26 protein-coding genes and 1 pseudogene are annotated in these 23,910 nt (G+C 70.5%); 17 read left to right on the top strand and 10 right to left on the bottom strand.

The genetic code is table 11. From position 1 onward, the window contains the following. Positions 1-68: 68 nt before the first annotated feature. Complete coding sequence (locus AB0G52_RS28095) at positions 69-926, top strand: MBL fold metallo-hydrolase (protein ID WP_132891114.1); 858 nt, start codon at positions 69-71, stop codon at positions 924-926. Positions 927-957: 31 nt separating this feature from the next. Here AB0G52_RS28095 and AB0G52_RS28090 read toward each other — a convergent pair whose 3' ends face one another. Then, entirely contained in the window at positions 958-1,446 is a 489-nt protein-coding gene (locus tag AB0G52_RS28090; protein WP_361339811.1) for an SPW repeat protein, read from the bottom strand. A gap of 248 nt (positions 1,447-1,694) precedes the next feature. On the opposite strand from AB0G52_RS28090, the gene AB0G52_RS28085 reads away from it, so the two are divergent. Next, entirely contained in the window at positions 1,695-2,225 is a 531-nt protein-coding gene (locus AB0G52_RS28085; RefSeq protein WP_132891113.1) for a DUF1360 domain-containing protein, read from the top strand. A gap of 31 nt (positions 2,226-2,256) precedes the next feature. Here AB0G52_RS28085 and AB0G52_RS28080 read toward each other — a convergent pair whose 3' ends face one another. After that, the gene (locus AB0G52_RS28080) at positions 2,257-2,835 is read right to left on the bottom strand and encodes an XRE family transcriptional regulator (RefSeq protein ID WP_361339808.1); all 579 of its coding nucleotides are present in this window, start codon (positions 2,833-2,835) and stop codon (positions 2,257-2,259) included. A 120-nt stretch (positions 2,836-2,955) separates the two neighbouring features. Between AB0G52_RS28080 and AB0G52_RS28075 the strand changes: the two genes are divergently transcribed. From AB0G52_RS28075 to AB0G52_RS28035, 9 genes and pseudogenes are all read left to right on the top strand, one after another. Beyond that, entirely contained in the window at positions 2,956-3,792 is an 837-nt protein-coding gene (locus AB0G52_RS28075) for an EamA family transporter (RefSeq protein ID WP_132891111.1), read from the top strand. A 144-nt stretch (positions 3,793-3,936) separates the two neighbouring features. Next, complete coding sequence (locus AB0G52_RS28070) at positions 3,937-4,644, top strand: phenylalanine--tRNA ligase beta subunit-related protein (protein WP_132891110.1); 708 nt, start codon at positions 3,937-3,939, stop codon at positions 4,642-4,644. A 210-nt stretch (positions 4,645-4,854) separates the two neighbouring features. Continuing rightward, the gene (locus AB0G52_RS28065) at positions 4,855-5,634 is read left to right on the top strand and encodes a lysophospholipid acyltransferase family protein (protein ID WP_132891109.1); all 780 of its coding nucleotides are present in this window, start codon (positions 4,855-4,857) and stop codon (positions 5,632-5,634) included. After that, on the top strand, positions 5,540-5,836 hold the full coding sequence (locus tag AB0G52_RS28060; protein WP_132891108.1) for a hypothetical protein: 297 nt from the start codon (positions 5,540-5,542) through the stop codon (positions 5,834-5,836). Before AB0G52_RS28065 ends, AB0G52_RS28060 begins: the two co-directional genes overlap by 95 nt. A 346-nt stretch (positions 5,837-6,182) precedes the next feature. Further along, a complete protein-coding gene (locus tag AB0G52_RS28055; protein WP_132891146.1) occupies positions 6,183-6,893 on the top strand; it encodes an ABC transporter ATP-binding protein in 711 nt (236 codons plus the stop codon). A 162-nt stretch (positions 6,894-7,055) separates the two neighbouring features. Continuing rightward, complete coding sequence (locus AB0G52_RS28050) at positions 7,056-8,015, top strand: ABC transporter ATP-binding protein (RefSeq protein WP_132891107.1); 960 nt, start codon at positions 7,056-7,058, stop codon at positions 8,013-8,015. A 15-nt stretch (positions 8,016-8,030) separates the two neighbouring features. After that, positions 8,031-8,159: pseudogene (locus AB0G52_RS28045) on the top strand (transposase family protein); the annotation flags it as partial. A 127-nt stretch (positions 8,160-8,286) separates the two neighbouring features. Next, entirely contained in the window at positions 8,287-8,718 is a 432-nt protein-coding gene (locus AB0G52_RS28040; protein WP_361339801.1) for a YrdB family protein, read from the top strand. Between the two features lie 124 nt (positions 8,719-8,842). After that, positions 8,843-9,067, top strand: coding sequence for a hypothetical protein (locus tag AB0G52_RS28035; RefSeq protein WP_361339798.1), 225 nt, complete (start codon positions 8,843-8,845; stop codon positions 9,065-9,067). An 803-nt stretch (positions 9,068-9,870) separates the two neighbouring features. On the opposite strand, the gene AB0G52_RS28030 is transcribed toward AB0G52_RS28035, so the two are convergent. Beyond that, on the bottom strand, positions 9,871-10,317 hold the full coding sequence (locus AB0G52_RS28030; protein ID WP_132891106.1) for a MarR family winged helix-turn-helix transcriptional regulator: 447 nt from the start codon (positions 10,315-10,317) through the stop codon (positions 9,871-9,873). Positions 10,318-10,426: 109 nt separating this feature from the next. Here AB0G52_RS28030 and AB0G52_RS28025 point away from each other — a divergent pair, with 109 nt between their 5' ends. From AB0G52_RS28025 to AB0G52_RS28015, 3 genes are all read left to right on the top strand, one after another. Next, positions 10,427-10,963, top strand: a complete 537-nt coding sequence (locus tag AB0G52_RS28025; protein WP_132891105.1) for a phenolic acid decarboxylase — start codon at positions 10,427-10,429, stop codon at positions 10,961-10,963. 148 nt (positions 10,964-11,111) lie between these two features. Beyond that, positions 11,112-11,549, top strand: a complete 438-nt coding sequence (locus AB0G52_RS28020) for a DUF6193 family natural product biosynthesis protein (protein WP_361339793.1) — start codon at positions 11,112-11,114, stop codon at positions 11,547-11,549. Between the two features lie 435 nt (positions 11,550-11,984). Further along, on the top strand, positions 11,985-12,575 hold the full coding sequence (locus tag AB0G52_RS28015; protein ID WP_132891104.1) for an alpha/beta hydrolase: 591 nt from the start codon (positions 11,985-11,987) through the stop codon (positions 12,573-12,575). Positions 12,576-12,604: 29 nt separating this feature from the next. Here the strand turns inward: AB0G52_RS28015 and AB0G52_RS28010 are convergent, their stop codons facing one another. The 7 genes from AB0G52_RS28010 to AB0G52_RS27980 all read right to left on the bottom strand — a co-directional run bounded on the left by AB0G52_RS28010 (position 12,605) and on the right by AB0G52_RS27980 (position 20,900). Then, positions 12,605-12,958 (bottom strand): hypothetical protein, encoded by a 354-nt coding sequence (locus tag AB0G52_RS28010; protein ID WP_361339789.1) that lies wholly within the window; start codon positions 12,956-12,958, stop codon positions 12,605-12,607. 771 nt (positions 12,959-13,729) lie between these two features. Next, positions 13,730-14,089 carry a hypothetical protein gene (locus tag AB0G52_RS28005; protein WP_132891102.1) on the bottom strand — a complete coding sequence of 120 codons (360 nt, stop codon included), beginning with the start codon at positions 14,087-14,089 and terminating at the stop codon, positions 13,730-13,732. Positions 14,090-14,860: 771 nt separating this feature from the next. Next, positions 14,861-15,205 (bottom strand): DoxX family protein, encoded by a 345-nt coding sequence (locus AB0G52_RS28000; RefSeq protein ID WP_132891101.1) that lies wholly within the window; start codon positions 15,203-15,205, stop codon positions 14,861-14,863. Continuing rightward, the gene (locus AB0G52_RS27995; RefSeq protein ID WP_132891100.1) at positions 15,205-17,181 is read right to left on the bottom strand and encodes an acetoacetate--CoA ligase; all 1,977 of its coding nucleotides are present in this window, start codon (positions 17,179-17,181) and stop codon (positions 15,205-15,207) included. Before AB0G52_RS27995 ends, AB0G52_RS28000 begins: the two co-directional genes overlap by 1 nt. Next, positions 17,178-18,761 carry a bifunctional 3-(3-hydroxy-phenyl)propionate/3-hydroxycinnamic acid hydroxylase gene (locus tag AB0G52_RS27990; protein ID WP_132891099.1) on the bottom strand — a complete coding sequence of 528 codons (1,584 nt, stop codon included), beginning with the start codon at positions 18,759-18,761 and terminating at the stop codon, positions 17,178-17,180. Before AB0G52_RS27990 ends, AB0G52_RS27995 begins: the two co-directional genes overlap by 4 nt. Before the next feature lie 19 nt (positions 18,762-18,780). After that, on the bottom strand, positions 18,781-19,719 hold the full coding sequence (locus AB0G52_RS27985) for a fumarylacetoacetate hydrolase family protein (protein ID WP_361339785.1): 939 nt from the start codon (positions 19,717-19,719) through the stop codon (positions 18,781-18,783). A 38-nt stretch (positions 19,720-19,757) separates the two neighbouring features. Continuing rightward, on the bottom strand, positions 19,758-20,900 hold the full coding sequence (locus AB0G52_RS27980) for a VOC family protein (protein ID WP_361339783.1): 1,143 nt from the start codon (positions 20,898-20,900) through the stop codon (positions 19,758-19,760). Positions 20,901-21,033: 133 nt separating this feature from the next. On the opposite strand from AB0G52_RS27980, the gene AB0G52_RS27975 reads away from it, so the two are divergent. The 3 genes from AB0G52_RS27975 to AB0G52_RS27965 all read left to right on the top strand — a co-directional run bounded on the left by AB0G52_RS27975 (position 21,034) and on the right by AB0G52_RS27965 (position 23,687). Continuing rightward, complete coding sequence (locus AB0G52_RS27975; RefSeq protein ID WP_361339781.1) at positions 21,034-21,669, top strand: helix-turn-helix domain-containing protein; 636 nt, start codon at positions 21,034-21,036, stop codon at positions 21,667-21,669. Positions 21,670-22,671: 1,002 nt separating this feature from the next. Then, positions 22,672-23,103 (top strand): hypothetical protein, encoded by a 432-nt coding sequence (locus AB0G52_RS27970; protein WP_361339778.1) that lies wholly within the window; start codon positions 22,672-22,674, stop codon positions 23,101-23,103. 173 nt (positions 23,104-23,276) lie between these two features. Then, positions 23,277-23,687 (top strand): peptidase inhibitor family I36 protein, encoded by a 411-nt coding sequence (locus AB0G52_RS27965; RefSeq protein ID WP_132891094.1) that lies wholly within the window; start codon positions 23,277-23,279, stop codon positions 23,685-23,687. The last annotated feature ends 223 nt before the right edge of the window (positions 23,688-23,910 follow it).

Genomic DNA, 23,910 nt, shown 5'->3' with positions numbered 1-23,910 from the left:
TGCCGCGACCCGCGGCCCCGCCGCGGACGACGGCCGCGGCCCGGTTCCCTGCCCTGGCGAGGTGCCTGATGGTCTCGAACACCGGTGACCTCACGGACGACGTCGTCGACCTCCACTTCGTGGGCAACGCGACGGTCCTGCTGCGGTACGGCGCGCTCACCCTGCTCACCGACCCCAACTTCCTGCACCGGGGCCAGTACGCCTACCTGGGGTACGGGCTGCTCAGCCGGCGGCTCACCGAACCCGCCGTCGACGTGCGGGACCTGCCACGGCTCGACGGGATCGTGCTGTCGCATCTGCACGGGGACCACTGGGACCGGCGGGCGCGTCGGCATCTGGACCACGGCGTCCCGATCCTGTCGACCCCGCACGCGGCCCGGCGGCTGCGGGTGCTGCACGGCTTTCCCCGGACGGCCGGGCTGCGCACCTGGGAGGGGTTCACCCTCCGCCAGGGCGGTGACCAGGTCCGGGTGACCGCCCTGCCGGGCCGGCACGCCGGCCACGCGGTGCTGCGCGGCATGCTGCCCCCGGTGATGGGCAGCATGCTGGAGTTCGGCCCCGCGGGCGGGTCGCCCCGGCTGCGGCTGTACGTCTCGGGCGACACGCTGGTCTACGACGGTCTCGACGAGATCGCCCGCCGGTTCCCGGCCGCCGACCTGGCCGTGCTGCACCTGGGCGGCACCCGGCTGCCCGGCGGTTTCGTCGTGACCATGGACGGCGCCCAGGGCGCGGAACTGGCCCGGCGCCTGGACCCCCGCGCCGTGCTGCCCGTCCACTACGGCGACTACACCGTGATGCGATCGCCCCTGGACGCCTTCCTCGCGGAGGCCGACGCCCTGGGGCTCGGCGACCGCCTCGTGCACTGTCGACACGGACAGCACGCCCGGGTCGCCGCGAGGTCCGGTTCGGCACCGACCCTCGCGTGACCCGGGCGCTGACGCGGGTCAGGGATCGTGGTCAGCCGCGCCCGGGCGCGTAGGACGTCGGCACACCGCGCCCCGCCTGGGACGACTCCGCCGCCCTGGCGGCCGCGCTGGCGGCCATAGCCAGCAGCAGGGCCACGGCGCCGGTGATGACGTTGTTCACGATGGTCTTGGTGGTGTTGACGTGCCCGGCGACCACCCAGGGGGAGATGATCGCCCATACGCCCAGGGCGCAGGAGGCCCACGCCATGCTGTGGGTGCGTTCGTAGGCGCGTCCGAACCCGCCGCTCATCAGGACCGCGTAGGCGATTCCGGTGAGCAGATTGCTGACGGCGAGGGTCGACAGGGCGTTGAAGCCCGTGATCCAGGGGGACGCCGCCAGGTACAGCCCCGTGAGCAGTGCCATGGTCTCGATGGCCTGCCCCTGGGGCGTGCTCGTCGCGCGCTCGGCCATCTCGTGCCTGAGCCGCATGTCGATGATGTCCGGATGCGTTTCCATCGACGGCCGGGGAGAAGTGGTCATGATCATCACCTTCGAAGCGAGGTGTGTTCGGACTTCGCGAGTACCCGTTGACCGGAGGGCAACCGGCGGGTGGCCGCGGATTCGGGCGCGCCGCGGGTGAACACCCGCACCGGGCAGGACAGACAGGAACCACAGGTTGTTTGTCCACCACCGCCAGGGGGACCCTGCGCCATGGGGAAGATTCCCGTTCATTCCGGTATGGGACAGAGCCGGTATGGGCCAGAAGGGGACCGAAGAAGGCAGGGATCATGGGCACAGCGGCTGACGGCCGGTTCACGGAACCTCTGCGGCGACGGCTGCGTGCGTACTCGGCGCAGGAGGAGCGTCCGCTGGGTGGCTACACGGCGGCCCTGGCGGCTTTCGGCGCTTACACCGCCGCCTGGGCGACGGTGGTGAGGATGCGCGGACGCCCGCTGCCGGACCGGCCCGTGCCGGGGGACGTGGCGCTGACCGCGGTGGCCACGTTCCGGCTGAGCCGGCTGCTGAGCAAGGCGTCGGTGACCAGTCCGCTCCGGGCTCCCTTCACCACGTTCCACGGCCCGCAGGGGCCGGCGGAGCTGCACGAGGAGGCGCGGTCCGAAGGCGGCGAGGCCATGGTCGGCGAGTTGGTCACCTGCCCGTACTGCGTCAGCGTCTGGGTGGCCTCGACGCTCACCGCCGGGCAGCTGCTCTGGCCCCGAGCCACGCGCACGGCCATGGGGGCGCTCGCGGCCCTGGCCGGCGCGGACGCGTTGCAGCTGACGTACAGCGCCCTGGTGGACAAGACCACCGGGGAGTGACCGGCCGGGCCGGCGCCGATGTGCCCGGGGCTCAGGTGGTCGGGCCGGCGGGCAGGTGGACGGTCATGATCAGGTGACAGGTGGCGTCGCCCGCGCCGCGGTAGGTGTGCGGGACGTCGCCGTCGAAGGCGGCGGTCTGCCCGGCCGCCACCGCGTGCTCCGTGCCGTCGACGACCAGGACCATGCGACCCGCGGTGACACTGACGGTCTCGGTCACGCCGGCCTGATGCGGGTGACTGGGGTACTCCTCGCCCGGCTGCAGGCGCCAGCGCCACACCTCCACCGGCGCCGGTCCCGAGGTGGTCAGCATCAGCCGGGCGTCGCCGCCCTGTTCTCCGGCCCACAGCGGCATCACGGCGTCGGCCGACACCACCCGGACCCGGCCTTCGGCAGGCCCCTCCAACAGGGCGGAGACCGAGACGCCGAGGGTGTCGGCCAGCCGGACCAGGGTCGCGAAGTTCGGATTGCCCTGGGCCTTCTCCAGGCCGACCAGGGCGCCCTTGCTGACCTTGGCGCGGCGGCCCAGCTCGTCCAGGGACAGGCCGGCCCGGGTGCGGGCCGCTCGGACGTTGTGCGCGAGCGTCCGCAGGGCTGCGTCTGCCTCGGCCACCTGATCGCCTTCCCTCGCTGACAGGTCGGTGGAATGTGCCACCCGGTCGTTCGGTTGACACGCCACGGTCGTTCTGTTGTACGGTTCAGTCGTTCCACTGTAATGGTAAGGGATCGTCCCGTGATAGCTCTGTTGCTGGGCCTGGGCAGCTCGCTCGCCTACGGATGCGCCGATTTCCTCGGCGGCCTCGGCACGCGCAAGGCCCATGTGCTGCGCACCGTGATGGTCGCCGCGCCCGCCAGCCTCACCTTCGAACTACTGGTGTGGCCCCTGCTCGGTGCCTCGTTCGACCCCGCCGTCGTCGGCTGGGGTGCCGCTTCAGGCGTGGCCTCCGCCGCCGCCTTCGCCCTGCTCTACAAGACCCTGGCCATCGGCCCGATGAACGTGCTCTCCCCGGTGACGGCGCTGGTGTCCGCCGCGCTCCCGGTCGCGGTGGGCCTGGGGGAGGGCGACCGTCCGGGCCCGGCCGGGCTCATCGGCCTGCCGCTCGCGCTGGCCGCGGTGGTACTCGTGAGCGCCGGGCCCGGAGCGGGCGCCGCCCGCCCCTCGCGCACCGCCCTGACCCTGGCCCTCGGGGCGGGCGCCGCCATCGCCCTGCAGCTGGTCTTCCTCCACCAGGCCCCGGCCGGCAGCGGCGTGGCCCCGCTGATCGTCGGCAGAGCCGTCTCCTCGGCCGTCACCCTGACCACGGCCGGCCTTCTGCACCGCAGGCTCGGCCCCGAGAAGCCCGCCTACGCCATGGCGGCCGGCGCCGGAGTGCTGGACTCCCTGGCGAACCTGCTGTTCCTGCTCGCCGCGCGCAGCGGCGACCTCACCGTCGTCGCCGTGATCACCGCCCTCTACCCGACGGCCACCGTGCTGCTCGCGCGCGGCGTGCTCGCGGAGCGCATCCACCGGGGACAGCTCCTCGGCCTGGGCGCCGCCGCGGTCGCGGTGGGCCTCCTCGCCCTCAACTGAACCCACGACGACGCAAGGCCCGTCACGCACCGCGCCACGGTCGCCGACCGCTTCTCCGCCCGGGGCAAGGGCCTTGACGAGGCGGCCGCCGCCCCCCATCCCTCGCCCCTCGTCCCCCTTCCCTGAGCCGAACGGAGCCCGCCCATGCCGACCTTCCGCCTCACGACCGCGGTCGCCGAAGCCTTCCCCTCCACCCTGATCGCCGTCGTCACGGCCACCGGTCTGCGCGGCCAGGAACCCTGGCCCGACACGGTCGGAGTCCTCGACGACCTCGAGCGGCAACTGGCCGCCGGCGCCTGGGCCCCCGCCGACGACACCGACCCGCGTATCGAGGCATGGCACACCGCCTACCGCTCGTTCGGCACCAATCCGCGCCGCGTCCGCCCCAGTGTCGACGCCCTCGGACGCCGTATGGCGAAGAAGGGCACACTGCCGCGCATCAACCCGGCCGTCGACTCCTACAACGCCGTCTCCGTCCGCCACGGCCTGCCCGCAGGCGCCTTCGACCTCGACCACGTCGTCGGCGAGGTCGAGATCAGGTACGCCGAGGGCAGCGAGGAGTTCACCCCGCTCGGTGAGCCCGGCACCGTCGAGAACCCGAGGCCCGGTGAGATCATCTACGCGGACGCCACCGGCGTCCTGACCCGGCACTGGAACCACCGCGACGCCCACCGCACCCGAGTCACCGAGGACTCCACCCACGTCGCCTTCGTCCTGGAAACCCTGCGGGCGGACGACGACGGCGACCTCCTGAAGACCGCGGCGGAGGAACTCCTCGGACTGCTCACGGCTCACGCACGGGAGACCCGCGTCCACTACCTCAACCCGCAGCAGCCGCACGCCTCGGCCTGACGGCGTCCTGCAGCCTCCCGCGCCGACGCGGGGACCGCGGCCGGCACACGTCCAGCAGCGACATCTCCGCTCAGAACATCGCCGTACGGCCACGTCACGGCCCGGAGTTGAGTACCGCGCGCTGGTGCGGCTGAGTACGAAGGCCCAGGCCTCAGCCCCTTCCGGTCCTCGACGATGTGGATCAACACCGTGGAGACCGGGAGACCCCTCATGCTCAGCCGCCTCGCCGACGTCCTGCTGCCGGCCGTCGGCCGACTCACCGTGACCGCCGACACCGGTACCGCCCTCGCGCCGGGCAGCATCATCGTCGCCAACCACACGTCCCTCGCCGATCCGGCCGTCGTTCTCGCCGCGCTGCGCCGACTGGGCGCCGAGCCTGCCGTCATGGCGGCCGCCGGCCTGTGGCGCGTGCCCCTCCTGGGGCGCACGCTCGCCCGGGAGGGCCACATCCCGGTGCACCGCAGGGACCGCCGTGCCGCCCGCTGTCTCGACCTCGCCGCGGCGGCCCTGGGGGAGGGGCGCACGGTGCTCATCTACGGCGAAGGCGGTCTCCCGACCCGTACCGACGCCGCCGAAGCCGAACCGGCCGCCTTCCGCGGCGGTCTGGCGCGGCTGGCCGAGCGCACCGGCGCCCCCGTCGTCCCCGTCGGCCAGGCGGGAGCCCGGCGCATCGCCTCGGGCACGGCAGGCAAGCAGATCGCCGGGCTGCTCACCGCGCCCCTGCGCCGCCCCTTGCTGCACGTCCACGTCGGCGCCCCGATCACCCTGAGCGGTGACCGGGCAGCGTGCACCGCGAAGGCCCACGGCGCGGTGACGGCCGCGTGGCGGACGGCTGTGGGACACCTCGGACGCAGTAGCAGCGGCCCTGCGGCGCTCGGTGTGGAACCATCCGTCCATGGACAGCGACCGAAGCGACCTGGAAGTGAATGCACTCGCGATCAATGTCACGGTTCCGCAGGCGCTCCGGTGGACGGACACCCGGCGCGGTGAGGAGTTCACGCTGACCACGCTCACCGTCCGGCTTCTCCCGGACGGCCACGTCGCCGTGAAGGCCTACGGGCGACCTGTCGCCGGTGGTCGGGGCGCCTACGTGTCGTTCCCCGTCCCCGACAGACCCGAACTGGCGACCCTGGTGGCTGAAGCCGCCGGCCGCGCCGGGGAGTTGTGGGCCGCTCACCGAGGTCTCGGCTGAACCCGGTTCGGCATGACGAGAGTTCACGAGGTTCGGCGACCGTCAGTCCCCGACGCCTGGATCAGCGCGGCGCGCCGTCCCGCCGTGTGGCCCGTATGGCCCGTGTGGCACGCCCGGCTGCGGTGAGGCCCTGCGGCAGGCGCGTGAGGCGGGCGATCTCCGTGTCGAGGGCGGCCAGACGCCCGGCCACCACGACGCTGAAAAGGGCAAGCCGGGTGTGCCCCGGCTGATCTTCCGGCGGCGGTGCGGCATGCCGTACGGTGCCGGTTCGGATGCGAACCGGCCCGGTCCGCACCGGGCGGACGGGGAGGGCAAGGTGCGTGAGCGGACCAGCGACGACGGCGTCATGGCGGGCGTGGCGGGCGTCGGGACGGGGACCGGCGGGATGGTGGTGGTCGAGGACCTGCGCCGTACCTACGGCAGCGGCAACACCGCCGTCCACGCCCTGCGCGGTGTCTCCTTCACCGTGCCGCGCGGTGAACTCGTCGCTCTCAGAGGGCGTTCGGGCTCCGGCAAGACCACCGTGCTCAACTTGGTCGGCGGCCTGGACGTTCCGGACGGCGGCCGCATCATCCTGGACGGCACCGACCTCGCCGGCCTCGGCGCCGACGAGTTGCTGGCGCTGCGCCGCGAGCGCGTCGGCTTCGTGTTCCAGTCCTTCGGTCTCATCCCGATCCTGACCGCCGCCGAGAACATCGGGGTTCCGCTGCGCCTGCGGAAGGTTCCGGCCCGCGAACGCGAGGCCCGCGTCGGCCTCCTGCTCTCCCTCGTCGGCCTCTCCGAGCACGCCGACCAGCGTCCCGGTGAGCTGTCCGGCGGCCAGCAGCAGCGGGTCGCGATCGCCCGGGCGCTCGCCAACGACCCGGCCCTGATCATCGCCGACGAACCCACCGGCCAACTCGACGCCGACACCGGCCTCACCGTGATGAATCTGCTGCGCGCCGTCGTCCGCAGCGAAGCCGTCACGGTCCTCGTCGCCACCCACGACACCCAACTCCTCAAGCTGGCCGACCGCGTGCTCGAACTCCGCGACGGCCGCATCGTCCAGGACACCTGACGGCGCCGCTCGGCCCAGCCACCCGCGCGTACGGACTGCCGCCCCGCGACCCGCCCGGCGGCCTTCCGCATTATCCTGACGACCGTCTGACAGCGTTGTCCGCAGACCTCATCCCCGGGGGACCGTGTGCCCGTTCACGAACAGCCGCCAGAGCCGCCGGACTTGGACGAACTGCACCGACGGGCGGCAGCCGCGCCGCGACGTGAGGCAGGGCTCGTCGTCTGCGAGAACCTGGTGCGGATCCACCAGTCCGAGGGCGTGGAGGTACAGGCCCTCCAGGGCCTCGACCTGACCGTGGCCGAGGGCGAGATGATCGCGGTGGTCGGGGCATCCGGCTCCGGCAAGTCCACCCTGCTGGGCATACTCTCCGGCCAGGACGTCCCCACCGCCGGTGCCGCCGAGGTCGCCGGGCACGACCTGCTGGCGATGAAGCGCCGCGAACGGCTCGACTACCGGCGCCGGACCGTGGGCTTCGTCTGGCAGCAGACCTCCCGCAACCTGCTGCCCTACCTCTCCGCGGCCGAGAACGTGATGCTGCCGATGACGTACGCCGGGATCAAGCGCTCCCGGCGCCGGGCCCGGGCGGAGGAACTCCTCGACCTGCTGTCCGTCGGCCACTGCCGGGACCGCACCCCCGACACGCTCTCCGGCGGCGAACAGCAGCGGGTCGCCATCGCCGTCGCCAACGCCAACGAGCCGCGGGTGCTGCTCGCCGACGAACCCACCGGCGAACTGGACACCGCCACCAGCGACGAGGTCTTCGCAGCCCTGCGCCGGGCCAACGAGGACCTCGGCGTCACCGTGGTCGTCGTCACCCACGACGCGCTGGTGTCGGAGCAGGTGCAGCGCACCGTGGGGATCCGCGACGGCCGCACCTCGACCGAGGTGCTGCGCCGGGTCGCCACCGACGAGGACGGCGTCGAGGTGCTCAGCGCCGAGGAGTTCGCGGTCCTGGACGGCAGCGGCCGGCTGCAACTGCCGAGGGAGTTCACCGAACGCCTGCACCTGCGCAAGCGGGTGCGGCTGGTCCTGGAAACCGACCACGTCGGCGTGTGGCCCGACGAGGCGGCACGCCGGGCCAGGTCGGAGGCGCAGGACACGGCGAGCGGCGGCTCCCCGTGAGGGTGAGACCCCCACTGCAAGCTCCCGCCTCACCGGCCTGCTCTCGTCGCCCGCCTCCACCTGCGCCGACACGACCCGCTTGCGCAGATCGCCGTCGGCTTCGGCATGTCCGTCGGCACCGCCCCCGCCTACGTCACTGCCGTCGTCGCGCATCACCCCCCGACATAGGCCATCGCAGCGGCTTCAGCGGCCACGTCCCGTCGTCCCGGAAAGCACAACGCACGTGGCGCCGCCCTGGCATGCTGGGTGCCCTGTGCAGCGAGAGGACTCCATGTCAGCAGGCCCTGATGGCGCGGTCGTGATGGACACGCGGCACTGGTACGCCGCGAACGAACTCCTGGCCTTCCTCGTGGAGCTCGTCGCTCTGGTGTGCCTGAGCTGGTGGGGATTCGCCGTCAGCCACGACGAGGCCCTCCGTATCCTGCTCGGCGTGGGAACGCCCCTGCTGGCCATGGTGCTGTGGTCCTTGTTCGCGGCGCCCAGGGCCCGGCTGCGGCCCGGGCTGCCGCTCGTGCTCGTGGTCAAGGCGGTGGTGCTGGGTGGGGGAGCAGCGGCCTTGTACGGCGTCGGGCATCCTGGTGCCGCCATGGCCATGGCGGTCGTCGTGGTCACGAATACAGCTGTGGCCGAGATCTTTCGCCGCCGACCGCCCGCCTCGCACACGGAGCGGGCGCCCGCAGAGGGCTCAACGGCTTCCAGCTGAGGACCCGTGGTCGTGAGAACTGACTACCTCGACGACCAGGCGTGGCAGGACGTGGCGGCGGCGCTGACGGAGCCGTGGGGAGACAGACAACCTGGCCGTTGTCTTTCTCGCCGCCCCTACAACCATGCAGGTCGAGCCGCACCCGCTGCTGGCGGTCACCACACTGACGCGGGAGGAGTGCGTGGACGAGGAGGACTACGAACAACTGACCGAGTTCGGTCGCGATTTCCGCACCGCCCCCACAGCGCTCCACGACGTCCACGCGAACCTGAGCATCGGCAATATGGGCTTCGAAGAGTATGCGGCCCGGGCTGCCGATGACCCCGGCGAGATCTACCGCTCCTTCTGAACGAGCTCACGAAACCGCGGGCGGAGCCGATGTCAGCGATCCCCATCACCCGTTCACCGAAGGCCTCCGCATCGCCGACGCCGACGTGCGCGGCAGCCTCGTTCCAGATGGTCCCCTCGCCTCCACGTACGCAAGGACGACCGCGCGTTCTGTTGAAGTCAGGTCCGCCAGGCAGCAGTTGTGCCGATCGTCGGTGAACACCCGGCCCGCCGTGGGGGCGAGCAGGCCGAGGCCGGCGGCGACCAGGCCGCGCAGGGACACTCCTATGACGGCGCCCCGGGCACACGCTTCGCCTGGCCGAGCGGACGGACATCGACAAGATCGAACCCGTCCTCGTGACGCACGAGGTGCTGGACCTTGCCCAAACCGGAGTCGCGGACGAAGCCTACCCATCCCTGCGTCGTCGCGTGGCGAAGAAGCCATCCGACAACGTCCATCGTCACCCCGAAGTCGTCCTCATGGACGCACGACCGGACGGTCAGAGCCCATGGTTCGCTGCCGTCGAGGTTCGGCCTGTCGTCGGCCCGGACGAGCAGAGAAACGTCGGCCCCGTCGAACGCATGGCTCGCCGAGCCACCGGCAAAGGCTTGGGAGCCCAGTGCCGGCCCGGCTACTGCTCGTCAGCGATCCGGCAGCAGGTCCACCGGCCTGCGGATCTCGACGTCGACCTCTTGCCAGGGCAGCGCCGGAATGGTCCTGGTGCAAAGACGCTGGTCATGCCGTGGACGTCCAAGGGCGAGCTGCGCGCGGCTTCGGGAGCAGCCCCTCTTCGTCCGCATGGTGAAGGGCTTTGTGCTGCGGGCTCAGGGGTGTTGTCGGCTCGGCTCCAAGGCACTGGTGAGGCGGGCCAGTACCGGAAGTGCGGCCGTCAGTGTCTCGCGGTCGTCGGTGGGTAGTTGGTCGATGGCCTGGGCGAGTGCTGCCGAGCTGGTGCGGTCGTAGCGGTCGAGCAGGTCGAGGGCGGTTATGGATGGCGCGAGGACCACTGCGCGCAGATCGCCGGGGGCGGGCTCGCGGGTCACCAGGCCCGCTGCGGACATCGTCTTGACCAAGTTGCTGACGGTGGAGGGTGCGATGCCCAGTCGCTGAGCGGTGGCCCGCGGACTGAGGGGGCCCTCGGAAGCGAGCGCGCGCAGGAGCTCGATTTGGGCTTCGGGCAGGTCGGGGAGCCCGTCGGCGCTGCGTGTCGCGCGGACCACGGCGCGGCGCAGGGGGCCCAGTAGTCGGCTGAGCTCGGAAGCGGTGTCCATGCCCGCCATTCTGCCAGGATCCATGTTTTGCCACAAAATAGTTTTGTGGCAAAATGAAAGTGCCGGCCACTGGGCAAGGTGGCCGTACCGCAAGACAAGGACGATCTCCATGAACACCCCCGCTCACCAGACCACCGTCGCCAGTCCGGTCCCGGCGCAGGACCTTTCCGCCGTGGTCGGCCACCGCTTCATCTACACCTACGCAAACGGCTGGCAGTACGAGATGTACGTGAAGAACCCGACGACCATCGACTACCGCATCCACACCGGCATGGTCGGCGGCCGCTGGGTCAGGGACCAGGACGTCGACCTCGTCATGCTCACTCCGGGCGTCTACAAGGTCTCCTGGACCGAACCCACAGGCACCTCGGTCACCGTGAACGTGCTCCCTGGCGAACGCGTGCTGCACGGCACGATCTTCTTCCCGCACTGGGTCGAGGAGCACCCGCAGCGCACCGTCCTCTTCCAGAACGACCACCTCGACCGGATGCGCGCCTATCGCGACGCCGGCCCCACGTATCCGATCTACGTCGTCCCCGAGTTCGCGAAGATCACCCTTGACGAGTTCGTCGGAGAGGACAACGAGGACGCCGTCGCCCTCGCACCTGGCGATCTCCCCGAAGGCTGGGCCGACCGGACCAACTGAGACACCGGACAAACGACGCTGATGCGGTGCCGGCGACGTCCGTCGGCAGGTCCGGCGGGACGCGCGGCCTGACGGCCCCAAGGCCAGCCGCCTCGCCTGCCGTTCGTTGTAGGTAGCGGATCCAACATCCGGCTACCGCGGCTCGGGGATGATGGTCACCATGGATACGGCACCACCGGACCAGCAGGCCTTGGTCGAAGCGGGTTGGCAGAGGGTTCGCGACGACGGGCGGGTCCGTCCGGAACTGCTCGAAGCGGCCTACGCCGAGCCCCGCCTACGCCGGTTGTTCCCCTGGACAGGAATGGGAGAGCTGCACTTCAGCCGCTGCACGGAGTGGCCGTGGGCATGGGACGTTCCCTACATCCAGCCCGCAGCAGAAGGCGAATACTGGGTTTCTGGCCCGCTGCGCAGCGAGTCCGTGGGCCCGGCCGCAACGGCAGAGCAGGCCGTCACGATGGTTGTCGACCGGCTCCCTCCCAGCTGCGGACCTGCCCTGGTCGGAACCCGAGAAGAACTCGCCGCCCACGACGCAGCGACCCTGCCCGCGAACCCCGGGACCTCAGGCCCCAACCGCGCTGCGAGCTGATCTTGGTTCCAACCGTCATGTCCCGGTTGCAACTACCGCGTCCCGGCTCACCGCCTGACGATTCAGCGGCCGACCTGGGCTTCAGTAGCCCAGTGGTCACACCGCTTTCACCTGCTCCGGCCTGTCGGCCCAGTGCTCCAGCTGTAGAGGCCACCCGTGCTCAACGCCGATGCCGCGAGCCGGGCAACTCCTTACAGGACCGCCAGATCATCGTGGAGCTGGCGTCGGCCAATGCCCGGTTCAACCGGTGCGGCAGAGCGAATATGGGTGTTGGTTGCCTGTTTGATAGCGGGCGGGGAAGGCGAGCGACGGGCGAGTGCGGAGTCGACGCAGCGGCGGTCACGTAATTCCGAGGGTTCAGGCCACGTCATCCCAGGTAGTGGCGACGTTCGAGCACCGCGAGCCACGTGAACTACTGACTAGTAGTCTGCGGCCATGACTGATCCCGTCCCCTTTGCCATGCCCACCCGTTTCGACGGAGGCCGAGATCGTGTCGCAGTTGTCGTTCCAGGTGTTGGTTACTCGCCTGCCCGGCCGCTGCTGCACTTCACCCGGAGCGTCCTGCTGCAGCACGGCTGGACGGTCCAGGAGCTGTGGTGGCAGATCCCCGCAGGGTTCGCGCAGTTCACGGTGGACGACCGGATCGTATGGGTGGAGGGGCAGGTCACCGAAGCCATTGAAGCCGAGGCGGGGGCTTGTCGGCTCGTCGTCGGCAAGTCCCTGGGCTCCCTCGCCTGCGGCATAACAGCCGACAGGAACATTCCGGCAGCCTGGCTCACCCCGGTCCTGAGCATCCGCCATGTTGCCGCGGCTCTCCGGCGTACCGTGGCGCCGACCCTCCTCGTCGGCGGCAGTGCCGACAAGCTCTGGGACTCACGAATCGCTGCGTCCCTGCGACACGAAGTTTTGGAAGTGCCCTCGGCGGACCATGGGCTGGAGCTTGCGGACGATGCCGCAGGATCGGTTGACGTCCTGCGGCAGGTCGTCTCTCGGCTGGACCGTTTCATCGGCTCGCTCGACCGCTGAGGGCACGGCGCAGTGCAACCGGGGTCGTATTAGGTGGGAGGTGGCACGGCCTTGAAGTTTTCTCCACCGTAGAAGGACTCGTATTCGATTTCGATAGTTAGTCGTTGCGCTACAATTTCCCAAAACCAAGCGTGTGTCACCTCGTCGTATTCGTCGAGGTGGATGAGGTATTCACATGCGCCCACGGGAAAGCTGACACCCTCGAAGAGTGCATACATTTTGGGCACGGCAGGCCATTCTTCAGCCAGAGCCTGAAAGGTTCGGTGGTCCCACTGCCCGACCGGCTCGCCGTCCATTTTCACCGTGGTTTTGGTGATCAGTGCGGGGCCGAGGCCGACGTTGATCACCTGAATTCCGGTTATGCGATCCCTGTAGTCCTTCACCTGCCGCATCTGTAAGTGGGGCCTCACAGACTTTCGGTTGTGTACCACTACTGTTCTTGCTTGGCTAAGGCTGACCCAGAGAGAGCCAACTGCCACCGCCGTCGCACAGGTGGCAATGAGTGTGCCCGAGTCCATCGCGTGCCCCTTGCATACAAGCGCCTTGACCGACGTGGAGCAGTCAAGCTACATCGCGGCTGCGGCAACAGGTGCCATCCGAGGGCGCGCGCAGGGGATCAGGGCGCGCGCTTGCAGGTGTCACGCGCCCGCCCAGACTGCCCCGGGGCGGCCCTGCTCTTCGAGAGCCACCACGTCGGCGAGCAGGGCCAGCAGTTCCGGCTCGTCGTTGTGGACGCGTTTCCTCCGATCATTCGATGGCGATCCGTGCTCCCGGACGACCTCGCCGGCGTGATCTCACTCAGCGATCCGTCAGCGGACCGGAAGGCCATACCCGGTGTATCTGGGTTACTGGGCCTTACGACGGCCCGTCCAAACCGCGAGCCCGAAAACACAGGCCGAGTGATTGCCGCGCCTCAGTGTGCCCGGCCGGAGACGGCGCCCCGCAACGCGATCTACCCAGGAGGAGAAAGCCTCACCGCCAACTGACTTCGGGACGACAGGAAGCCAGCGGACCCTGGTTACGACAATAGAACTTTGCGCGAGTACTTGTGTGAGCGTAGAACCGCCGGGTCGCAAGGGTATGGGGGAGAGGGGGTCCGGTGCTCACGTGGACGGGCACACCCGCCGGAACGCGGCGACGGGAACATAGGCCCGCTACTGGGCCGGGCTGAGACCGGACCCACCCGTGCGAGCGCACACCCGTGCGAGGGCGTGGGCGGAATCGAGGTCGTACCGCTGGCGCGGGACGTGGGCGCTGCCGGCGTACAGCGTGGACCGGTCGAAGCCGAACGCGAGGGTGTAGATCGCCTCCCGGGGGTAGTGAGCAGCCCGCCGCACTGCGGCGACACGGTGGCGGAGATCGCTGTCCCACAAGGTGACCCGGCCGGTCATGTCGTCGGCCGCGAGCCGGGAACCGTTGGGAGGGAAGGCCGGCGTGCCCAGCGGGCCTGCCCCGACGAGGTACAGCGCGCCCGCCCGCCAGGACGGTGGACGGGCCACGACTCGGTCGCCCACGAGCAGCCGTCCGTCGCCCCGGAGGGCCGGAAAGTGCGCGGCCGGGCCGACGGGCGGCTTGGCGCGCCGTCGGCTGCGGAGTGTTCCACACCTCGCCGTGCGGTCGTCGTCGCCCGTACGGGTGAGGCGCAGGGTGCGGCCCCGGGGTCGACGGCAGGGAGACCGGGAGTGGCGGGAGGACGTGCAGGACGCGCGATCGTCGGCGGTGCTGTCTAGCCGTACCAGGAATCGGTCATGGACGAACTCGGTGGTGGCGAAGGTACGGCCGTCGGGACTGAGCACGACGTCCGCCGCTGTGGCCGGGTGCCAGTCGCTGGTGAGGGCGGTGCCTAGGTCGAGGGTGTGGACCGTCCCGCCCCGCTGGCCGTGGCACTGCGGAAGTAGGGCAGGCGCCGAGCGTGACTTCGGTGCGGACGGGTCGCTGTCAAAGGTGTTGTCTTTCCGGACGATGCGGACTTCGATACAGCCGACCTTCGTTGGTCTTACGGTCAACGCTGTCCTCGTCGATCTGGCGGCGAGCAGCCTGCACGTCCGCGCGGGCCTCGAGCGAGACGCCCGCCACTGCCTCCGATCGCGACTGACATCCCCGGGAGCGGGGTGTCACGTCCAGGGCCTGCTGAGCGCAGCCGTCTCGCAGGCCCCGGACGTCGGCGCGGGCCGCCCGGCCTCGAGGGAGGGGGAGGCCGGTGTGCGATTCAGCCCGCGCGGAGCCGGGGAGGGGCGGCCGCCACCCTCGCAGGATGCCGCCCGTGCCCGGCCGTACGGGACGCGTCAGCCGGCGGCCGTCGCCGCGGCCGCGTACGTCAAGGAGATCAGGGCCAGTACGGCCGCCGGGACGGCCCGGGGCGGCGGGTCACCGTGGCGCAGGTGGACCACCGCCGCCGCGGCCATCAGCAGGGCGAGGCCTGTCGCGGCGGCCACGCCCAGTGGTGTCCGGGTCAGGCCCGTCAGCAGACCGGCGACCCCGGCCACCTCCAGCGCGCCGACGACGCGGTAGAGGCGGATCGACATGCCGAGATGGGCCGCCGCCTGGCGCATGACCGGCGCCGCGGCGAGCTTCGCCAGCCCCAGCGGAAGGAAGACCAGGGACAGGGCGACGGTGAGCACGATGGTCATCAGGCGGACCTGCCCTCGCGGCGCTCCTGGCCCAGCCGGGCGTAGTGGTCGATGAGGTCGGGGTCATCCACGGTGGCGGGGTTGACGACCTGCTCCACCGCCGCGCCTTGGAGCAGGCGCTTGATCGGGACCTCCAGCTTCTTGCCGGTGCGGGTGTGCGGGATGCCCGGCACTTCGAGGATCTCGTCGGGGACGTGGCGGGGTGAGGCGCCGGTGCGGATCGCGTCGCGGATGCGGTCGCGCAGGGCGTCGTCCAGCCCGACACCGGCCGCCGGGACCACGAACAGCGGCATCCAGTAGCCGCCGTCCGGCTCCTCCGCGCCGATGACCAGGGCTTCGGCGATCTCGGGGAGGCGTTCGACGACGTCGTGGATGTCGGCGCTGCCGAGCCGTACGCCGTTGCGGTTGAGCGTCGAGTCGGAGCGGCCGTGGACGATCACCGAGCCGTGCCCGGTGACCGTGATCCAGTCGCCGTGTCGCCACACCCCGGGGTAGGAGGAGAAGTAGGCGTCACGGTAGCGGGTGCCCTCGGGGTCGTTCCAGAAGTACAGCGGCATCGAGGGCATGGGCCGGGTGACGACCAGCTCGCCGACCCGGTCGATGACGGGGAGGCCCTCGGCGTCGTACGCGGCCAGCGCCACGCCCAGGTGCGGTGCCGACAACTGGCCCGCCCAGACCGGGGTGTTCGGCGCGCTGCCGGCGAAGCCGGAGACGATGTCGGTGCCGCCGCTGATGGAGGCCAGCAGGACGTGGTCGCCGACGTGGTCGCGGACCCAGGGGTAGGCGGAGGCGGGCAGGGCCGAGCCGGTGCAGCCGACGACGCGGATCGACGACAGGTCGTGAACGGACGGGTCGATGCCGAACTTGCCCATGCCCAGCAGGTATTGGGGGCTGGTGCCGAAGACGGTGACCCGGTGGCGGGCGGCCAGTTCCCACAGCACGTCGAGCTTGGCGAAGGGGGCCGGGCTGCCGTCGTAGGTGCAGGTCGTGGCGCCGGTGAGGAGGGTGGAGGCGACCAGGTTCCACATCATCCAGTGGGTGGTGGTGTACCAGAGCAGACGGTCGCCGGGGCCCACGTCCGAGTGCAGGCCCAGAGTTTTGAGGTGCTCCAGCAGCACGCCGCCGTGGCCGTGGACGATGCCCTTGGGCAGGCCGGTGGTGCCGGAGGAGAACACGACCCACAGCGGGTGGTCGAACGGGACCGGTACGCAGGTGAGTCGCTCGGTTCGGGTGGCGGCTTCCTCCCAGGGAACCACCAGCGACGGGTACGCCTGCGAAGGCCGCGGCAGCCCCACGTGGTCCACCAGCAGGGTCGCCTTCAACGTGGGGAGCGCGCGGGCCAGTTCGAGGGCAGCGTCGCGGCGGTCGTGGGTGGTGCCGTTGAAGAGGTAGCCGTCGGCGGCGATCAGGACGGTGGGTTCGAGCTGGGCGAAGCGGTCGGCGGCGGCCTTGGGGGCGTAGTCCTGTCCGCACACCGACCACACGGCACCCAGACTCGCTGCGGCGAGGAACGCGACGATGGCGTGCGGGGTGTTGGGCAGATAGCCGACGACCCGGTCACCCGTGCCGACACCGAGGTCGCGCAGGGTGGCGGCCACGGACGCCACCAGGGCACGCAGCGGGGCGCCGGTCACCTCGTACCCGGCACCGGTCTCGTCGAGGGCGAGGATCGCCGCGTCCTCGTCGCGGACGTTGCGCAGGGCGTGGTGGGCGTAGTTGAGGGTGGCGCCGGTGAACCAGCGGGCGCCGGGCATGGTCTCCTCGGCCAGGACCTGCTCGTAGGGGGTGTCGGCGTCGATGCCGAAGTACTCCCACACCGTGCCCCAGAAACCCTCCAGGTCCGTGACCGACCAGCGATGCAGGGCGGCATAGTCCGAGCCATCCACCCCGACGTAGCGGGCGAAGTCCGCGATACGGCTGGTCGTCACTGTCTCTGGATCGGGCGTGAAGAACGGCTCCGGGTACGACGTACTCATCGTGTGGTGCTCCTCAACAGGCTGTGCGGCGCCGTCCGTTCGGCAGAATCAGGGGTTCGAGTGGTGTGCAGCAGGGATGCCCAGACGGCGGTCGACGTGAAGTCGCCGCCACCGGAGGGGACGACGTCGATCACGACGCGGTCGGGCCGTAGCAGGACCGCGTCCGCGCGGCCGGCGCGCAGCCAGCCGGAGAGGGTGCCGTCGTCGCCGAGGTCGGCCACCGGGACCGTGGGCACGCCGAGGCCGTGGGCGAGCGCGGTCAGCGCAGGCCCGGGCTCGGCGGCGGTCAGCACGGCGAAGGAGTCTCCGAGCGCGTCGTCGAGACGGGTGGGCCGTCCACCGACACTCACCCATGGCTGAGGACAGTGCGTGCCCGCCAGGCGTCGGCGGGCCCCGCGCCGCACCAGCGGTCCGGCGGTCAGCGGCGGGCTCAGGTCGCGGCCGGCCAGCTCGGTCAGGCCGGGTATGCGGCAGGCGGCGCCCAGCGCCCGGCGGCGGATCGCGGCGGCGCCGTCCTGGCCGCCGGTCATGGCCCAGCCCATGGCGACCGCGAGGCGCACCACATGCCGGGCGTGCGGCCTGCGTTCGCTCTCGTAGGTGTCCAACAGCCGTTCGTCACCGCCCTGCTGGAGGACGCGGGCGAGTTTCCAGGTGAGGTTGTAGGCGTCCCGCAGCCCCGAGCACAGGCCCTGCCCGATGAACGGCGGGGTGAGGTGGGCGGCGTCGCCGAGCAGGAAGACCCGTCCGCTGCGCCAGCGGTCGGCGACGCGGGCCCGGAAGGTGTACTGCGTCTCGCGGACGACCTCGAAGTCCCCGTCGTACGAGGACGGCAGCCACGGAGCGACCAGCTCACGGACCGTCTCCTGCCCTTCCCCGAGCCGGAACTCCCAGCGGTAACGGTTCTCGCTCACGCGCATGAAGGTGGCCGGCCGGGCCGGGTCGCAGACCTGGTCGACTCCCTCCCAGCAACGGACGGGGCCCGTCGTCTCGACGTCGACGACCTTCCAGCGTTCCTCGAAGCGCAGGTCCTCCCAGGCGCCGCCGATCGCCTCGCGGGTGAGGCTGTTGGCGCCGTCGCAGCCCAGAACCGCGTCGGCCCACAGCTCATGCTCGCCGCCGTCCTCGTCGCGGTAGGTCACCCGCACCGGGCCGCTGGTGTCCGGGCCGACGCCGGTGACCTCCACGCCGCCGCGCAGTGCGCATTCCGGGCGCTGGGCCAGGGCGTCGCGGAGCGCGCGTTCCAGCTGGGGCTGGTCGAACATGCTGGTCTGCGGGTAGCCGTGGTGGCCGTGCGGGGAGCGCCGGAATTCGGCCATCACCCGGTGCCGGGCGTCCAGCAGCCGCAGCCCCTTCGCCGGGCGGGCGATCGCGGCGAACTCCTCACCGACGCCCGCAGCCTGAAGGATCCGGTGGATCTCGTCGTCGCCGGCGACGGCGCGCGGGAGCGGGTAGACGTCCTGGTGGCGTTCGAGGACGACACTGCGGACTCCGCGCCGGGCCAGGAGGAGGGCGGCGGTCACGCCGACCGGCCCGGCCCCGACGATCACGACGGGCACACGTGCGGCTTCATCGACGGTCATGTGCGGCTCACCCCGGGTGTCAGTTCGCGGCCGCGACGGGCGTACGCTGCCCGCCGAGGTCGATGCGGCCGTCGGGGGTCGCGATCGTCGCCGTGATCACGTCACCCGGGTGCAGGTAGTGCGGGTTCTTCGCCTGGCTCTTGAAGAAGGCCTTCCACTTCACCGCGGGCGGCAGCAGCGCGCCGATCTTCTCGACGGCCTTCGGCGGGGCCTTCAGGGCCGTGCCGCCGGGGGTGCCGGTGAGCAGCAGGTCGCCGGCGTCCAGGGTCTGGAAGCGGGCCAGCAGGGTGAGTGCCCGCGCCGGGCGGACGATCATGTCGGCCAGGGTGCGGTCCTGGCGCAGCTCACCGTTGACGCTCAACTTCAGCCGCAGGTCCAGGAGATGGGCGAAGTCCTCCGGCTCCAGCAGCGTCAGGTACGGGCCGGTGGGCGTGAAGGTGGGGTACGACTTGCTCTCGTAGAACTGTGTCTTGGTCAGCTGCACCTCACGGGCGCTGACGTCGTTGGTGATCACCAGTCCGGCGACGTACGACGGCAGGTCCCGCTCCTCGACGACGGTGCCGACGGGCAGGGGCGCGCCCATGACGAGCCCGAGTTCGATCTCGTAGTCGAGGAACTTCACGTGGGAGGGGCGGACGACGGCGTCGCGGGGGCCGCTGACCGAGCCGGACGCCTTGCGGAAGAACGCGGGCGGGATGTCGCCCTTGAAACCTGAATCGCGGGCGTGGCTCCGGTAGTTGACCATCTGGGCGACCACCCGGCAGGGGGTGGTGACCGGGGACAGCGCCACCAGGTCGGCGACCGGTGTGCCCGGTTCGCCGGAGGCGGCGGCCTCGCGGACGGCGGCTCGGTCGGCCAGCAGCTCGGCGGTGGTGGCGGCCTTGGTCTCGACGGGGACGGCCCGGTCGCCTCGGACGACCCACCAGCCGTCAGCGGTGCGCAGGACATTGGTGCTCATGTCAGTGCCTTTGTGAGAGGGGGATTCGCGTGCGGGGGTCAGGATTTGGCGGCCTTGAGCAGGCCGAACAGCCGTGCCGGGTCCATCTCGTTGTCGCCGCGCAGGGCCTCGATGACATCGCGGACCCGCTGCGGGGAGGGGCTCGCGCCGAGGAAGTCGCGGGTGGCCGGCGGGCCCCACTGGGCGAGGCCGCTGGTCGACATGGGCGCCCAGCCGGGCTCGACGTCGCTGGAGAACAGGTCGCCGTCGGCGAAGTGCTCCAGCATGAAGTGGTCGGGGTCGCGCCAGTAGTCGAAGAGCTGGCTGCCCTGGATGTGTCGGCCGATACCCCAACTGCGCTTGTAACCACGCTCCTTGAGGTATTCGCCGCCGGCGGCGATGGAGTCGAGGTCGGTGACCTGGTAGGCGGAGTGGACGTACCCCGTACCCGGCCCCAGGTGCATCGCGAGGGTGTGGTGGTCGGCCGGCACACCGCCCAGGTCGCAGCGGATGAACGCCATCGTCGGACCGCGACCGCGCTGCCCGTCCAGGAACAGGAAGTCGGAGACGATCATTCCGAGGGTGTCCAGGTACCAGTCCAGGGCCTGGCCGAACACCCGTGTCTCCAGCACCACGTGGCCGAGACGCTGGATGCGGGAGGGTTCGCGGGGCGGGCGCTGGGTGGCGTTGGTACGACGGTGATCCGTGCCGACATTGAGGATCAGCGGCTGTTGTTCCGGCAGTGCGGGGAGCTGTGCGTCGCAGTGCACGACCCGGACCGGGAAGCCCGACGGGTCGAGCAGGTCGACCGCCTTGCCGCCGCCGGGCACGTCGGAGTCCCGTACGGACGATCCGGTGGCGCGGGCCAGCCGGTCCAGGTCGCCCCGCTCGGCGGCGCGGAACGCCGGACCGACGAAGCGGGACGTGCGGCCGCGTCGGATCACCATGCAGGGCGAGCCCGCGAAGGTGCCCCGCAGCCACAGCTCGCTCGCGGTGCGGGTGGCGACGCCGAAGCCGAAGTCGCGGGCGAAGACCTCCGCCCGGTCCAGGTCGGGCTTCTCGAACTCCAGCCAGGCCAGGTCGGCCACCTTGATCACGGGATTCCGGGAGCGGCCGGGGTGTTCGCCACGCAGGGCGCCTTGCTCACTGTGGAGGTCCTGGTGGGCCGTGATGACGTCCCCGTTGACGCGTGTTTCAGACATGGTGCCCTCCAGCAACATTGCCGTAATGAGAAAATCATCAACTGTGACAGTTCTGTCGTCAAGGTGTCCGCGACAAGGAATGATGAATTCATCAGGACTGCGATCGCGACCGTGTGACCGGTAGACTCTGTGCATGCCTACGTCAGCCCCGCCCGGCAACCGGTTCGAGCGACGTCGCGCGGAGACCCGCAGGGCTCTGGTGCGGGCGGCCCGGCAGATTCTCGCTGAGAGCGGTGACGCCGGTGCGAGCATCCAGGCGATCGCCGAGCGCGCGGACGTGGGCTTCGGCTCCTTCTACAACCACTTCGACTCCAAGGCGGAGCTGTTCGAGGCGGCGGTGGTGGACGCCCTGGAGGAGTTCGGCCAGGCCTTCGACGAGCGCCTGACGGGGATCGACGATCCGGCGGAGCTGGTCGCGGACGGCTTCCGGCTCAGTGCCCGCATGGCCGACTCGCATCCGGAGCTGATGCAGGTCCTGCGCCGGCGCGGCCTCGGGCACATCCACTCGGACAACGGCCTGGCCCGGCGCGCCCTGCGTGATCTCCAGGTCGGCATCGCCTCCGGCCGCTTCACCGCCCTCGACCCCGTGGTCGCCCTGTCGGCACTGGGCGGCACCTTGCTGTCCCTGGTGGAGCTGCGGTTCGCCCGCCCCGAGATGGACGGCGACGAGGCCGCGGTCAACCTCGCCGAGATGGTCCTGCGGATGCTGGGCCTGCCCGCGGACGACGCGCACGAGGTCGCCCGCCGCCCCTTGCCCGACGCCGCCTGACCTCACGCGGACGGCGACTCCGGGCGGAACGTGACGGAGCGGCCGGTGAAGCGGGCGTCGTACGTCCGTGACGGCGACGCTGTCACCGTCGGCCGCCAAGACGGCCGCGCTCACGCGCACGTCGCCGACGAGCGGCAGACCCGCGGCCGCGTTGACCCTGAGGCGTTCCGCAGAGCGCACGACGTTGGCCCGCGGAGCGCCGCGGTGTCGGGGCAAGCCGGTGTCGGCACGACCGAACTCGCGGTGCAGGCGGCGTGGCGGTTGCACGACCGATCTCCAGGACCCTGCTGGAGATGTCGACCAGGGCGCTTCCGCGCCAGCAGGCGAGCGCGCGCCGCAGCGCGACAGCCGTCTCGAACGGGGCCATGTGCCGTTCCGCGAGGCGCCGCTCGTGGCCAAACTCCAGCAGGTCGAGCTGATCCGGGCCACGTGGATCTCGTAGCCGCCGCGCCGCGTACTGATCAAGGAGCCTGGTGCTCAGCACGCGGCGAGGTTGCGGCGCAGCCCGGAGACGGCGTCCTTGACCTGCCGCACCGCGGTGGTGGGCGCGTCCCCGTCCCACATCACGGCAACGAGGCGTTCCATGGGGACGAGGCTGTTGGCGTCGATCAGAAGCGCGGCCAGCACCTTGGTCTGCCGCGGTCCGTCTCATCGAACCTCGCGTCCGGTGATCTGGACGTGTAACGGCCCAACAAGCCGAACCTCATGTTCCCCTCGGCACGTGACCATTGGTGCCAATCCCCCGGCTGACCTCGCCGTAGGACGAATCTAGGACGGCCGACGGGGCCGTGTCCATAGCGTCCTTGTGGACCACTCGGCCGTTCCCGCGCAACGAGAGGAAACAGCGATGAATCGTTCGGACGCGACAGCAGTGGTGGCCGGACGACGGCCGTTGCCGCTGTCACGGGACCTGTCCCGAGTAGTGGGCACCTCAATGAACCGCTGAGCTCGTTGAAGGACACGCCCTCGCCGAAGGCGGCGAGACCTCGATGGGAGGAATACATGCGACGCCAACTGCGGCGGTGTTCGACACCTGGCGAACGCAGGGTCGCGGCAGGCGCCCTGTGCACTCTGGCGGCGCTGGCCGCCGGGGTGACGGTGGCGCCGAGTGCCCACGCAGCCGGCTCCAACTGGGCTGAGTGGTCGGGAAACTGCTACGGCTGGACAACGTGGGATACCAACCACGTCACAGGACACGTCTGGGACCACGCCTACAACGACTGCCGCATCACGATCATCCAGTGGAACGCCCAGGGGACGCCGGGCGCCGGCTCGTCCTACAGCAACGCCGATGCCTACGACCCCAACACTGGCGCCGGCTCCCCTACGTGGTGGCATGGGCCGACGGACAGCGGCGGTCTGCTCGAAGTCCAGGTCTGCGTCCAAGACCTGACCCTCGGGTCCCAGGTCCAGTGCAGCAACGTCTACAACTGACCCGATGCCCAGCCGCGTTGTTCCCGGACTGCCGGGGCCGGAGAAACCTGCGGGGCGTACCTGCCCGCCTGAGGGAGCGTGTCGGGGGTCATACCCGATGCGTCAGCTGTGAGCACCCGACCGGGCCGAGTGCCGCGAAGAGCCTTCATCACCAGACCTACGGGAGCACCCTCATGAAGCGGACGATCTCGATCGGCATAGCCGCAATCGGTACGGCGGCCGTGGTTCTCGGAACCTCGGGAGCGGCGTACGCTGCCGGCCCGGGCGGCGCCGAGAACTGCCCCAGCGGCAGCATCTGCTTGTACTACAACTCGCCGCAGAACGGCTGGGGATCATTTGAGCATTGGTCTCCCGGTCATTACGGAAATCTCGGAAATTATCAGTTCAAGAACTGGGGAAACGGCTCCGGTTACGGAGTCACGGTCGGCGGAAATGCAGCCTCCATTGTCAACAACACCGACCAGGACTGGATAATCTGTTCCGATACGGCTCTGAACGACTGTCAAAAGTTCCACCCTGGATTCGCCGGAGCTCTGCCCGACTTCCTGCACAATGCCGACTGGGCGATGGAGTCTACGGGTTGAGAGAGACCGACCGGCAACTGGGGCCACCCACACGCGACGCGGCGACGCTCCGGGATATTCCGGGGTCCTCCACTGTTGTCACCCGCGATGAGGTTCCTACTTACGTGGGCTGACTCGCACCGTCACCATCGGCAAAACTCGAAGGGAATCCCATGAACTTGCGCATGAATGGAAAGGCCGGGAAACGGGCGTCATCTCTCGGCGTTGTCACAGTGGCCCTGGT

Origin of the sequence: Streptomyces sp. NPDC021562, assembly GCF_040640875.1 — a bacterium.
Lineage (GTDB): Bacteria > Actinomycetota > Actinomycetes > Streptomycetales > Streptomycetaceae > Streptomyces.
The sequence above is the reverse complement of the archived record's forward strand: the minus strand, read 5'-3'. Positions and strand labels throughout refer to the sequence as shown.

Bases quoted from the DNA above. Each gene is read 5' to 3' on its own strand.
- AB0G52_RS28095 (WP_132891114.1), top strand. From the start codon at position 69: ATGGTCTCGAACACCGGTGACCTCACGGACGACGTCGTCGACCTCCAC.
- AB0G52_RS28090 (WP_361339811.1), bottom strand. From the start codon at position 1,446: ATGACCACTTCTCCCCGGCCGTCGATGGAAACGCATCCGGACATCATC.
- AB0G52_RS28085 (WP_132891113.1), top strand. From the start codon at position 1,695: ATGGGCACAGCGGCTGACGGCCGGTTCACGGAACCTCTGCGGCGACGG.
- AB0G52_RS28070 (WP_132891110.1), top strand. From the start codon at position 3,937: ATGCCGACCTTCCGCCTCACGACCGCGGTCGCCGAAGCCTTCCCCTCC.
- AB0G52_RS28065 (WP_132891109.1), top strand. From the start codon at position 4,855: ATGCTCAGCCGCCTCGCCGACGTCCTGCTGCCGGCCGTCGGCCGACTC.
- AB0G52_RS28060 (WP_132891108.1), top strand. From the start codon at position 5,540: ATGGACAGCGACCGAAGCGACCTGGAAGTGAATGCACTCGCGATCAAT.
- AB0G52_RS28055 (WP_132891146.1), top strand. From the start codon at position 6,183: ATGGCGGGCGTGGCGGGCGTCGGGACGGGGACCGGCGGGATGGTGGTG.
- AB0G52_RS28040 (WP_361339801.1), top strand. From the start codon at position 8,287: ATGTCAGCAGGCCCTGATGGCGCGGTCGTGATGGACACGCGGCACTGG.
- AB0G52_RS28035 (WP_361339798.1), top strand. From the start codon at position 8,843: ATGCAGGTCGAGCCGCACCCGCTGCTGGCGGTCACCACACTGACGCGG.
- AB0G52_RS28030 (WP_132891106.1), bottom strand. From the start codon at position 10,317: ATGGACACCGCTTCCGAGCTCAGCCGACTACTGGGCCCCCTGCGCCGC.
- AB0G52_RS28025 (WP_132891105.1), top strand. From the start codon at position 10,427: ATGAACACCCCCGCTCACCAGACCACCGTCGCCAGTCCGGTCCCGGCG.
- AB0G52_RS28020 (WP_361339793.1), top strand. From the start codon at position 11,112: ATGATGGTCACCATGGATACGGCACCACCGGACCAGCAGGCCTTGGTC.
- AB0G52_RS28015 (WP_132891104.1), top strand. From the start codon at position 11,985: ATGACTGATCCCGTCCCCTTTGCCATGCCCACCCGTTTCGACGGAGGC.
- AB0G52_RS28000 (WP_132891101.1), bottom strand. From the start codon at position 15,205: ATGACCATCGTGCTCACCGTCGCCCTGTCCCTGGTCTTCCTTCCGCTG.
- AB0G52_RS27995 (WP_132891100.1), bottom strand. From the start codon at position 17,181: ATGAGTACGTCGTACCCGGAGCCGTTCTTCACGCCCGATCCAGAGACA.
- AB0G52_RS27990 (WP_132891099.1), bottom strand. From the start codon at position 18,761: ATGACCGTCGATGAAGCCGCACGTGTGCCCGTCGTGATCGTCGGGGCC.
- AB0G52_RS27985 (WP_361339785.1), bottom strand. From the start codon at position 19,719: ATGAGCACCAATGTCCTGCGCACCGCTGACGGCTGGTGGGTCGTCCGA.
- AB0G52_RS27980 (WP_361339783.1), bottom strand. From the start codon at position 20,900: ATGTCTGAAACACGCGTCAACGGGGACGTCATCACGGCCCACCAGGAC.
- AB0G52_RS27975 (WP_361339781.1), top strand. From the start codon at position 21,034: ATGCCTACGTCAGCCCCGCCCGGCAACCGGTTCGAGCGACGTCGCGCG.
- AB0G52_RS27970 (WP_361339778.1), top strand. From the start codon at position 22,672: ATGCGACGCCAACTGCGGCGGTGTTCGACACCTGGCGAACGCAGGGTC.
- AB0G52_RS27965 (WP_132891094.1), top strand. From the start codon at position 23,277: ATGAAGCGGACGATCTCGATCGGCATAGCCGCAATCGGTACGGCGGCC.